We start from the raw sequence: 11,693 nt of genomic DNA on the forward strand, positions 1-11,693 counted from the left end.
GTTATTCGTAAAAGCTGTCTTCACCTTCAGGCCGGGTTTTAAAACGCTGTTGGGCCCAGAAGTATTGCTCCGGCGCCTTGGCGATTTCGCGTTCCATAAAGCTCGCAATGCGCTGAGTATCGGCCAGATCGTCACCACTGGGAAAATCTGCAAAAGGCGGATGAATCACCAAGTCGTAACCGGAACCGTCGGCGCGGCGGAATTGGGTAAAGGGAATAACCCGAGCCTTGCCCAGCTGAACGATTTTGCTGGTGGCGGTAATCATCGCGGTAGGCACGCCAAAAAAATCCACAAATACACTGTTTTTAGGGCCCAGATCGCGGTCGGGCGCATACCAAACGGCGCGGCCACGGCGTAAGTGAGCGATCATGGTTCGCACACTGTCTCGCGGAATGGCAATCCCGCTTTTGCAGTAAGACTCGCGACCCTTGCGCTGCAAATAATCGTACACGGCGTTGCTGTGGGGGCGGTACAGACCATCAAACTCGGTGTTACAGCCAAGAAACGCACTGCCGATATCCAAGGTGCTGAAATGTGTGGTTAACAGCAGCACGCCTACGCCGTCCTGCTCCGCCTGGCGCAGATGCTCCTGCCCGGTAATCGTGTGCAATTTACGCAACCGCCACTGAGGCCAAAACCAGCCGATGCCCGTTTCAAACATGGCCGCCGCCATGGACTCGGCATTTTTTTTCAGCATTTGTTCGCGCTCCTGCTCACTCAAATTGGGAAAGCAGTGCTGTAAATTAATGCGGCCGTAATTAATACGCTTTTTATTCAAATACAACAGCGGCGCTATTTTATTAGCCAGCCACATCTGCCAGCGATAAGGCAGCTGCGCCAATAAAAACCAAACGCCCGCCCCGAGCCAAAACAGCCAGTAGCGCGGGTGCAATAATGCTTTGGAAAAGTGTGTTCGGTTCATCAATTTTTTACCTGTTCGCGCTTTGCTCTAAGCGCTGCAGCAGCTCGTCTTTTTCCTGCCAAATAGTATTGACCCACTGCTGAAAATACGCACGAAACTCACTGTCGCCATAGTCACCGCTCAGCGAGCCATCGATGGGTCTTTGCCGAATCACCACATTAATAGTCTTAACATCGCCCGCCAGATACTGCCAGAAAGTTGGCCGCCCCTCGGGAAAGTGAATAGTGACATCAAGCAGCGTATTAATTCGCCCTTCCATCGCCGCCAGAGTAAACGCCAGGCCACCGGCTTTAGGAATCAGCAAATGTTTATAGGGAGAGTTTTGCGCTGCGTGTTTTTGCGGGGTAAAACGAGTGCCTTCCAAATAACTAATAATGGTCACGGGTTTATTGCTGTAACGCTCGCACTGCTTGCGCGTGGTGGCCAGATCTTTACCGGCAAGGCTAGGGTCGCGGGCAATTTGCTCCTTGCTGTGACGGCGCATAAAGGGAAAATCCAGCGCCCAGAAAGCCATTCCCAATACTGGGATCCACACCAACGATTTTTTTAAAAAAAACTTAAAATAGGGAACACGGCGATTCAGCACACGCAGAATCACCAGAATGTCCACCCAGCTTTGATGGTTTACCACCAGCATAAACCACTGCCGCCGGGCAAACTCCAGCGAGCCGTCCACATTAACCCGGGTGGGCAGAAGTAAGCGTTGGTGAAAGTTATTGCAGCTGATCCAAGCGCTGGCGGTTTTGTCCAGCCAGCGCGTTAAGGTGGGTCGCCAGCGGCTGCGGTACAGAAGTAGTTTGAGCAGCGCGAGTGTCATCAGGGGCACCCCGATCACCAACGTCACCAGCACAAAGAAACTCAGGCTCAGCAGTGCTCGCAAATGCCCCACAAAACTCACAACCGCCCCCGATCAGAATTTGTGGTCAACCAACGGCGTGGTTTCGGCGTCATAGTCCACGCCGTCAAAACCAAAACCAAACAGTTTCAGGAAATCACTGTTATAGGTTTTGTAATCGGTAATCTGCATCAGGTTTTCTTCCGTTACCTCGGGCCAAATGGCCTCTACCTCGGCCTGGGTCGCCGGGTCCAGCTCTTTGTCGTCTACGCGGAAACGATTGGCGTTATCCAGGCGCGGGCTATCGGTGTACAAGCACTCGGTAAACAGGCGCTGCAGCTGCTCGATACAGCCTTCGTGAGTGCCCTTCTCTTTCATCACTTTAAACAAAATGGACATATACAAAGGCATGACCGGAATGGCCGAACTGGCCTGGGTGACCAATGCCTTGAGCACCGCCACATTGGCGCTGATATTTTTGTCCGCAAGGCGCTCGGCGATCGCGCCAGCGGCGCGGTCCAGATCTTCTTTGGCCTTGCCTATAGTGGCATGGCCGTAAATAGGCCAGGTGAGCTTATCGCCGAGATAAGTGTAGGCCACGGTCTTGGCGCCCTCGGCCAGCACATCGGCCTCGGCCAGCGCGTCCAGCCACATTTCCCAGTCTTCGCCGCCCATCACTTTTACGGTGTTGTCAATTTCCTCTTGGGTGGCCGGCTCAACGGTCACATCGGAAATTTTCAAAGTGTCGGTATTGAGGTTTTTGGCGGTATAGCCTTTGCCGATTGGCTTTAACACCGAGTTATAAGTTTCGCCAGTGTTGGGGTCGGTGCGGCGGGGCGAGGCCAGCGAGTAGACCACCAAATCAATTTTGCCTAAATCTTCTTTAATGGCGGCGATGGCCTCGGCTTTGATTTCATTGCTGAACGCATCGCCATTAATGGTGCGGGCGTACAGGCCTTCTTTTTCCGCCGCAGCGTGAAAAGCGGCAGTGTTGTAATAACCGGCCGAGGCGGTTTTTTTCTCGGTGGGGGGCTTTTCAAAGCACAACCCCAGGGTCTTAGCGCCACTGCCAAAGGCCGCGGTTATCCGCGAGGCCAAGCCATAACCGGTAGAGCAACCAATAACCAGTACATTTTTGGGGCCATTTTCAATGGCGCCCTGGGCCCGGGTGTAATCAATTTGCTCTTGCACATGAGCCGCGCAACCCTGTGGGTGGGCGTTAATACAGATAAAACCGCGAACTTTTGGCTTGATGATCATATTCTTCATCCTGTTGGTCTGGAATTCTCCGCAGGCTGTTGCAGCGCAGGTTGCGGGCCGTAAAAGGGGGCTATTATAGTGCTCCAAGCGCCGATTAACAGTACCGTCCCAATCCGAGCACTTTTTGATCAGCAAGGAGGTTGTATGATCTACCCAATGGCCGCTATGGTTTTACTCACCTTCGCCGTCGCCTTTACCATGCTGGGCGCGAGAATCAGCGCCGTAAAAAACCGGCAGGTGCCGCTAAGCTACTTTAAAACCTATAACCTGCCCGCCGACCAGCTGCCCGAGCGCATGGTGCTAGCGCAGCGCTGTTACCACAATTTGCTCGAAATACCGCCGCTGTTTTACGTCGCCTGTCTGGCGGCCATGGCAATTAACGCCACAGGCACCGCCATGATTGTCCTGGCCTGGCTTTACGTGATTGCGAGAATATTACAGGCCATCGTTCATCTAAACGGCAACAAGGTATTGTGGCGAATGCGCGCGTTTTTACTCAGCAACCTATTTTTGCTGGCCATGTGGGGGCTATTGGTGCTTGCTTATACAGCCGTTTAAAAAGCCTCACCCACGCCAAAGTAGAACTCGGAGCCGTTTTTCCCCACGGCCCAATCGGCGGACAAGCTCACCTGATGTTTGCGCGAAAGCATATACCGCGCGCCCACGCCGGCGGCGGGTAAAAAGTTGCTGAAGAACTTTTTCGGCGAGGAGGCCACCTCGCCCACCCCGGCAAAGCCGGTTAACACCCAACTATCGCTGGCGCGCCAGCGATATTCTCCCTGCACCGCGTACATATCGGTATCGCGGTAGCGGCCGGTGTCATAGCCGCGCAAATCGGTTTTGCCGCCAAAAGAGCTGAGCAAAAAGAAAGGCGCATCGTCGCTGGCGCTGCGGTACATAGCCCGCAGAGCCAACACATCGGCTGCGCCAATGGGCAAATAGACATTGCCGTCGAGCTTAAAAATATCGGCGTTAAAATCGGAGCTCAGCCAATCGCGATACAGATAGGCATTAGCCTCAGCCAATACCCCCTTGCGGGGAAAGTGCACATCGTCGCGATCGTCGTGTTGCAGAGGTAATTCCAAAGCTCCCAGGTTTATATCAAGGCTCGGATCCGGCAGCTGTGGAATGAGCTCTTGCACCCCGCGCAGGGTTACCTCTGACTTGCCACCAAGCAGACCGACCCCCGCATAAACACTGTCAAACCACTCCCACATGGCCATGCTGTAAAACATCTGCCCGGTTTGACTGATGTTTAAATGCCGCCCGCTTTCGCCGGCGTCGTTGCCGATCCCCCAAAAGCGATAGTTAAATTTTAGGTCTCCCAGCATCAGCACCAGGCGCAGGCGATCGTTGAGTAAGTGAAAGCTGCCGCCCGCACCCAGAGCGTGACTGTCATTCTCCGAACCCATGGCCATGACGCCCACCAACGAGGCTGGGTTTTCTTTCTGCTTTCGCGGTAAAAAGTATCCGGCGCCCAGTGCCAGGGTCCACCCCAATTCAGAGGAGTAACCGGGCACGGGGGCCAATATCAGATCATCGGGCCAACGGGAAAAAATAGACTGCGCCGGATTGCCACTCACCTTGGCAGTGCTTACCTGATCCACCGCCTGCCCCGCGGGCAAGGGAACCTCGGCAATATCTCCCTCGGCACCTAGCGCGGGGGCGCACAGCATAACCATACTCGCACAACACAACACTATGCTTCGCAACATTAAAACCGCACCGTTAAAGAGGATGTAAAACCCTCACGCGAACCGCTAAAGCCCTCGTACTGCAGCATAAGCGAGAGCCGCGCGCTGATATCCCAGTTCATCCCCACCAGAGCACTCCAAGGATCCTGATTGCGCTGATGTATGCGATAGCCCAACTCTTGGGCGGTGCCGGGAATACGATAAGTGCCATCAATCACATTTTTACTGTCCAGGTAATTGCCGCCGGTAAAAACCGTCAAACTGCCCGCGCGCGGCAAATCAATCAAGCGCCCCAGGCGCGGGGAGACAGTAATGGTCCGACCATCAAAGGTTTTATCACTCGCCTCACTGTAGCTGATATTGCTGGGCACAATCACAACCCAGTCGTGCCAGGCACCGGCCAACACCATTCCGCCGCCGTAGGTGGTGGGCCCCACATGGGCACGCACCGGAAATGTCACCGCGCGATCGGAAAACACATAGCAAACAGGCGGGCGCAGCAAATGCGAACAATCGGCCCCGAGCGAGTCGAGCAAGGTGTCGCCATCGACGGTGATATCCATATCCACATGCCCCTCCACTTTACCCAAAGTGGCGTATAGGTTTAAAAACGGCAGGACCCAGGCGTCAAATTTTATTTGATCGGTAACGATATCCGTTTGCGCATTGTTTACCGCCACAAAGTCGTAGGGCAATTTGGTAGCGCCATTGAAACCTACGTCCAGGTGAGTGAGCGACATGGCTTGATTCATATTCGCGCGAATCCAGCCCACACCATAGGGCCGAGGGAGATTAATTCCACGGTCGATTACTTTTTGTGCCAAAAACGGCAGCGCGTAGGGCCAGCGTCTCGGTGCGTTATCCCCCTGCCCTGCGGCATAAGCGCGGGTGCGCCCAGGTACGGTTGATTCGGACAAGCCTGTATCGGTAAGGCGTTTGTTCACCTCAATATGGGAGAGGTTGAGTCCCGCTCCGATGGCGGCGCCAGACTCACCACGCGAATAGAGGACGTACTGATCCGAATGCAATGCCACACTGCCGCCCTGCTCGCCGATGTTTGAACTCGCCTCGGAATTCAACAGCCAGCGTCCTCTCTGCAAACTGTCCAGCAACTGGGTGGAGTTGATCACTGCCAAAAAGCGTCCGCCGCGCGACCCCAATCCCACCCCCAGCCCCAGGCTGGAAATATCCAGGTAGGTGTCGCTGCTGCGACGCTGATCGCGCAGCACCGCGATAGCACCGCCGCTACCCAAAGGCCCCAGCAATAAGGTATCACCAGTGCCAACCAGATAACCCGGTGCGGCCGCCAGCTCGGCTTCTAGGCCCGGGTTTTCGGCGATAAATTCGGCCAGTGCTGCATCAGTGCGGGCTTTGACCTCGGCCCGGACGGCGGCACTAGTCGCATTCGCACCCTGCGCGTAAGCCACCAAAATGAGCCAAGCCAGCAGCGCCGGTAACAAACCCACCTGCAGTGGTGGCATCCCTTGTTTTCGCACCATCATCCTTCCTAACGCCAAAGGCTTACAGAGTAGCGACAGCAAAAGGAAAAAGAAACCGTCCGCTGCGCACGAAAAAACTGGGTCGTAGACACCTAACCTCACCCAGTTATAATCGAACGCTAAATAACACCAATAACGATCCACGATTGCGCCTTGGCCCGCGATCGCGATTTAGACAACGAGATTTTTATGGCACTTTCACAGTGGCTCAGTCCATCCACCCTCGCCAACACCCCCAACTTTGCGCACAGCTTTCAATCTGCCGAGCCGTTTTCCTATTTGGTTATCGACAATTTCTTCAGCGAGCAAACCTGCGAAGCACTGGTAAAGGAGTTTCCACCATTTGACACAAATCGCGCCCGCGATGAGAACGGCAACATTGGCCGCAAAGCTACCTACCCCAATATCCGTGAGTTGGGCGGCAGCTACCAGAAGCTGGATAAACTGATTCAGTCAACGGAATTTCTAAGCTGGATCTCCGAGGCCACGGGCATCGATGACTTGCTCTACGACCCTGACTATTTTGGCGGAGGCACCCATGAAAACTGTCACGGCCAGGATTTAGACCCCCACGTCGATTTTAACCGCCACCCTGTCACCGGCCACCACCGGCGCCTAAACCTTATTGTGTACCTCAACCGCGAGTGGCAAGACGCCTGGGGCGGCGCCATTGAATTTCACCGTGACCCGCGCCTGCCGCCCAGCGAGAACGAGATTACCGAAGTACAACCGCTGTTTAACCGCTGCGTTATTTTCGCCACTCACGACCATTCCTGGCACGGCTTTAAGCGAATTAACCTGCCCGAGGGAGACGCTGACACGCGCTCGCGCAAGTCGCTGGCACTGTATTTCTACAGCAAAACCCGGCCGCAGCACGAATACCATGGGCGCCACTCGACAATCTACGTGGAGCGCCCTCTGCCCGCCCATATTCAACCCGGGCTAACCCTAAGCGAGGCAGACTACCAGAGCATTCAGGGACTGTTGACACGGCGCGACCAGCACCTCGCGCGGCTGTACCGCGATAACCAAAGGCTTCACACCATGCTCGACAAGCTCACCAACAACCGCGCTGTTAACCTGGCGCGGCGCGGCCTGAATGTCGCCTCGCGCGTGAAAAACCGAGCGCAAAAACTGATCCGCCGCTAGGCCTGGGGCGGCAAAAACAGCGGCCGTTTCATGTATAATCGCGGCCAATTTTTCATATCAGGCAAAGAGACAGATTCATGGGCTTTAATTGCGGTATTGTCGGACTTCCCAACGTGGGCAAATCCACCCTGTTTAACGCACTCACCAAAGCGGGCATTGGCGCCGAAAATTTTCCGTTTTGCACCATTGAGCCCAACGCCGGCGTAGTCGCGGTCCCCGACCCGCGCCAGGACAAAATCGCCGCTATCGTAAAGCCCGAGAAGGTGATCGCCACCACCATGGAGTTTGTGGACATCGCGGGCCTTGTGGCCGGCGCCTCCAAGGGTGAGGGCCTGGGCAATAAGTTCCTGGCGAACATTCGCGAAACCGACGCCATCGCCCACGTGGTGCGCTGCTTTGAAGACGAAAACGTGATTCACGTGGACGGCAACATTAACCCTGCCTCAGATATCGACGTCATCAACACCGAACTGGCACTGGCCGATCTGGAAACCGTGGAAAAAGCCATTCAGCGCTTTGCCAAAGCCGCCAAGGGTCAAGACAAGCATGCGATTGTTATGAAAGCGCTGCTGGAAAAAATTCAGCCGCATCTGGACGAAGCCAAGCCGCTGCGCTCGTTTGATTTAACCGACGACGAGAGAAAGCAACTGCGTGAGCTGAGCCTGATGACCCTCAAGCCCACCATGTACATTGCCAACGTCGCCGAAGACGGCTTCGAGGACAACCCGCACCTGGATAAAGTGCGCGCCATCGCCGCCGAAGAAAACGCCGTGGTGGTGCCCATTTGCAACAAAATTGAAGCGGAAATCAGCGAGCTGGACGACGAAGAGAAAACCGAATTCCTGGAAGCACTGGGCATGGAAGAGCCGGGCCTAAACCGCGTTATTCGCGCCGGCTACGACTTGCTGGGCTTGCACACCTACTTTACCGCCGGGGTAAAAGAAGTACGCGCCTGGACCATCCCCGTAGGCGCTACCGCGCCCCAGGCGGCCGGTAAAATTCACACCGACTTTGAAAAAGGCTTTATCCGCGCCGAAGTGGTCAGCTACGACGACTTTATTGAACTAGGCGGCGAGCAAGGCGCCAAAGACGCCGGTAAATGGCGTCTGGAAGGCAAAGACTACATCGTTAAAGACGGCGATATCGTCCACTTCCGGTTCAACGTTTAAGCAAAACAGGGCGCGACGGCAAAAAACCCAAATTCACCCTTGACTTTACCCCCCCATGTGGTGAAAATACGCGCCCTCAAGACATGTGGCTAGGTAGCTCAGCTGGTTAGAGCACAGCACTCATAATGCTGGGGTCGGCGGTTCAAGTCCGCCCCTAGCTACCATTTTCTAAGTGGTAGTAAGCCCACTTCTTTGGACCATGAGTTCTTAATCGTTGCGTTAAATCAACGGTTGGAGGGCTCTATGGCCAAAGTCTATTCTTTAGTTTCCACCAAAGGTGGAGTCGGCAAAACTTCTATCTCAGTAAACCTAGCTGCAATCTTTGCAGACTTAGGGCAACGTACACTTCTTATTGATACTGACTTCGCTCAAAACTTGAGCAAGTATTTCAATATTCCCTTCCCGGCCGACTCAGGCCTGACTCAACTAATTACCACGACAGACCCCGAAGGCTGTATCAGCCACACCGGATTTTCGAACCTGGATATCATCGTCAACGATGACTCCAAGGGCGACAAAGGCGGCCCAATCCTGCCATTCCTTCGCGAGTCCAGCAGTCATGTTTTATATTTCCACATGGCACTCCAGAAGCTGGCGACCGAGTACGATTACATCATTGTCGATACCCAGGGCGCTATAGGCTTGCTTCAGGAGGCCGTGATTCTGGCCTCGGACGAGGTGATCAGCCCTGTTGTACCCAATTATCTGGACTCGACCGAGTTTGTGACCGGCACAGTCAATATGCTGCGTTCCCTTCTCCCGGCGCCAGGCATGAAAACCACCATTGCCGGCCGTCCCCTCCCTACCTGTAACGCACTAATCAACCGTATGGGTCGAACCAACGACTCACGCGAGATGGCTGAATGGCTTAGCAGGGAGTTCGATGAAGTTGGCGATGGCATGGTCCGGGTGCTTAAGACCATTGTTCCCGATATTGCCGCCTACAACAAAGCTGCCGGGCGTTCTGAGCCAGCACATCGCTTTGAACCGAAGCGCCGAGGAAAGACCCCGAGCGCGCAGGAAACCATGTTGGAGCTCGCCTACGAGCTACAGCCTAAATTGACTGGTCGTAAGCCCCACGACGTCTTATCTGCAGTGGAGGCCTAGTCATGATCTATCGAGCCGTAGTGGAAAGTTTCGATCCTTCAAGCCAGTTCGACCAAAGCGGCTATGTCTTTTTGGTCGCCAGTAACAAGGATCAGGCACAAGAGCGTCTGGCCGCGGCCTGCACGCTCTGGTGTGACGGGCGCGAGTATGATGCATACAACTTGAACTCAGAGAACGAGCTTATGCGCGACTGTATCGAGCCTATCTTTGAGGATTCCCACCTGATTGAGGCTGGCTGTCGAGGCCAGAATATTACCTTTGCCTACCCTGGCCGAAGTGACAACGAGCAGCTGGGGATCTTTTTGCCACCGGATCAGCAGCAGAGGCTGGAGGAAGCTTTTGAGAAAGCTCAAGCCTACGACCGAGACTGGGCACATAACATTGAGAATGGAGAGGGTTAAGTCATGGCCTCTAAGAACAAATCTGTCAATTTATCTGAACGACTGACACGACAGTCACGCACTGTCGAGGCGATACGTAAAGACCCCGCGATCCCGACAGAAATCACGGTTACTTTGGATGAGCTGGTACCCAGTGAATTCAATCCACGTCAATCAGTGAACCCAAAGTTCGATGATATTAAGGCGTCCATCAAAGCCCGAGGCCTCGATCATCGCTTTAATGTGACTCGAAAAAGTGTTGATGATCCCTACCAAATTGCCGACGGCGGTAATACACGTCTTCAAGCTCTGCAGGAGCTTTGGGAAGAGACCGGCGACGAAATATTCTTTCGGCACCAGGTCACTTTTAAGCCGTGGGTGGACGATGAAGAGTCGTTAGCTGGCCACCTGGTAGAGAACGATTTGCGCGGTGATATGAAGCTCATCGAGCGCGCCTTAGCCGCAAAGCGTTGGATTGCCTTGATTGAGGAGAAGGAAGGCAAAATATCCATGCGTAAAGCCGCCGATCGGATGAAGGCTAAAGGTTGGGGAATTGACTCAAGTAACCTTTCTGTATTGTTGTATGCCGTGGATGGGCTGCATGAATTTGTACCGGATTTACTTTGGGCGGGAGCCGGAAGACCTGTTATCAAGAAAATACGTTCCTATGAGACAGCGTTTAAAGCGTACTGGGATTCGCTGATTAAAAACGGTGAAGAGCCTAAAGAAGATTGGGATTCGCTTTGGCAAAATACTCTAAAAGAGTTCGATGACGTCTCGTTTGATTTTGATGGTTTCTTTCAGTTAATGAGCATCAAATTTTCGGACGCGGTAGACGAGCCTTTCAGTGCTGTAAGTTCGGAAATATTTAACATTATGAAAGGCGGCAAGCCTTCAGGTGTTAAATCACCTCAACCCAACCATCCGAACGCTCAGCCAGAGCCTTCGACCCAACCAGATACAGCTGCACCTGAGGCCAGCAATTCGGCACCGTCACAGCGCCCCAGCCAAGAGGCCGGTAATGCTCCTGGAGCTTTTTCGCAACAAGTTGCGACACCAAGCGAGAATGAAGCACCTGCTGTAACAGCCGGCAGGGCAATGCCGGGTACTGCACAAGGTGACACTCCTACCGGGAGCGATCAACTTTCAATTGCTGGGCAAGTAGGAAACTTCCAGCCGAAGACGCTGGACGATCTTTTACAAGAATCGTATCTCGCCAGCTGTATGGTCGCTGAGGTTCATGATATCGACCACCTCTTAGTGCCTACTTACGGCGACACCGCACCTGGTATCGGGTGGCATATCGCAGCCGATCTGTTTGGTGGCTTCGAGGCGATGTTATCCGAGCTAAGGCCTATACAGCGCTTGTGGGCTTACGGGCTCATGATCCCGTTCATCGGTATTGCGCATGATTGTACCGAGAAAGGACAGGACGACGTAGTTGAAGCAATCAATGCCCTGCTGCCGTTTCCGTTTATGCGGCTATTCGAGATTGTGGGTGTCCAGCAAGCCTATATACACACCAACATGCTGAGAACCCTACCGGATTACGAGGGGGCTTCCGCCCAGCATCAACAGAGCCAACAAGGGTTACTCGCTTTTGACAAAGCGTTAGCAACCATTAGGCAACATTGTGCCGACGACTATTCGAGCCTGTTTCTGGAATCGAAGTAAACAA

Annotated in this window: 11 protein-coding genes and 1 tRNA gene; 7 read left to right on the forward strand and 5 right to left on the reverse strand. The window is 54.0% G+C overall.

The window, feature by feature from the left end; genetic code table 11:
• Position 1: 1 nt before the first annotated feature.
• Genes lpxL through fabV form a run of 3 tightly spaced genes read right to left on the reverse strand, consistent with a single transcriptional unit; the run spans position 2 to position 3,017 of the window.
• The gene (lpxL, locus tag NHM04_RS05155) at positions 2–922 is read right to left on the reverse strand and encodes an LpxL/LpxP family Kdo(2)-lipid IV(A) lauroyl/palmitoleoyl acyltransferase (RefSeq protein ID WP_254265972.1); all 921 of its coding nucleotides are present in this window, start codon (positions 920–922) and stop codon (positions 2–4) included.
• A 7-nt stretch (positions 923–929) separates the two neighbouring features.
• Positions 930–1,820 carry an acyltransferase gene (locus NHM04_RS05160; protein WP_254265973.1) on the reverse strand — a complete coding sequence of 297 codons (891 nt, stop codon included), beginning with the start codon at positions 1,818–1,820 and terminating at the stop codon, positions 930–932.
• A 12-nt stretch (positions 1,821–1,832) separates the two neighbouring features.
• Positions 1,833–3,017: an enoyl-ACP reductase FabV gene (gene fabV / locus NHM04_RS05165; RefSeq protein WP_254265974.1), complete on the reverse strand. Its 1,185-nt coding sequence runs from the start codon at positions 3,015–3,017 to the stop codon at positions 1,833–1,835.
• A 144-nt stretch (positions 3,018–3,161) separates the two neighbouring features.
• Between fabV and NHM04_RS05170 the strand changes: the two genes are divergently transcribed.
• Positions 3,162–3,575, forward strand: coding sequence for an MAPEG family protein (locus NHM04_RS05170; RefSeq protein ID WP_254265975.1), 414 nt, complete (start codon positions 3,162–3,164; stop codon positions 3,573–3,575).
• Here NHM04_RS05170 and NHM04_RS05175 read toward each other — a convergent pair.
• A complete protein-coding gene (locus NHM04_RS05175) occupies positions 3,572–4,732 on the reverse strand; it encodes a BamA/TamA family outer membrane protein (protein ID WP_254265976.1) in 1,161 nt (386 codons plus the stop codon). The two genes, NHM04_RS05170 and NHM04_RS05175, sit on opposite strands and share 4 nt — an antisense overlap.
• A complete protein-coding gene (locus NHM04_RS05180; RefSeq protein ID WP_254265977.1) occupies positions 4,732–6,192 on the reverse strand; it encodes a hypothetical protein in 1,461 nt (486 codons plus the stop codon). The genes NHM04_RS05175 and NHM04_RS05180 overlap by 1 nt, the downstream gene beginning before the upstream one ends.
• A gap of 207 nt (positions 6,193–6,399) precedes the next feature.
• Here NHM04_RS05180 and NHM04_RS05185 point away from each other — a divergent pair, with 207 nt between their 5' ends.
• The 6 genes from NHM04_RS05185 (at position 6,400) to NHM04_RS05210 (ending at position 11,689) form a co-directional block, all read left to right on the forward strand.
• Positions 6,400–7,359 (forward strand): 2OG-Fe(II) oxygenase, encoded by a 960-nt coding sequence (locus tag NHM04_RS05185; RefSeq protein WP_254265978.1) that lies wholly within the window; start codon positions 6,400–6,402, stop codon positions 7,357–7,359.
• Positions 7,360–7,436: 77 nt separating this feature from the next.
• A complete protein-coding gene (ychF, locus tag NHM04_RS05190; protein ID WP_254265979.1) occupies positions 7,437–8,528 on the forward strand; it encodes a redox-regulated ATPase YchF in 1,092 nt (363 codons plus the stop codon).
• 87 nt (positions 8,529–8,615) lie between these two features.
• Positions 8,616–8,692, forward strand: a tRNA-Met gene (locus tag NHM04_RS05195).
• A gap of 79 nt (positions 8,693–8,771) precedes the next feature.
• Entirely contained in the window at positions 8,772–9,635 is an 864-nt protein-coding gene (locus tag NHM04_RS05200) for a ParA family protein (RefSeq protein ID WP_254265980.1), read from the forward strand.
• A 2-nt stretch (positions 9,636–9,637) separates the two neighbouring features.
• Positions 9,638–10,036 carry a hypothetical protein gene (locus NHM04_RS05205; RefSeq protein ID WP_254265981.1) on the forward strand — a complete coding sequence of 133 codons (399 nt, stop codon included), beginning with the start codon at positions 9,638–9,640 and terminating at the stop codon, positions 10,034–10,036.
• Between the two features lie 3 nt (positions 10,037–10,039).
• Positions 10,040–11,689 carry a ParB family protein gene (locus NHM04_RS05210; protein ID WP_254265982.1) on the forward strand — a complete coding sequence of 550 codons (1,650 nt, stop codon included), beginning with the start codon at positions 10,040–10,042 and terminating at the stop codon, positions 11,687–11,689.
• Positions 11,690–11,693: the final 4 nt, after the last annotated feature.

Source organism: Gilvimarinus sp. DA14, assembly GCF_024204685.1.
GTDB lineage: Bacteria > Pseudomonadota > Gammaproteobacteria > Pseudomonadales > Cellvibrionaceae > Gilvimarinus.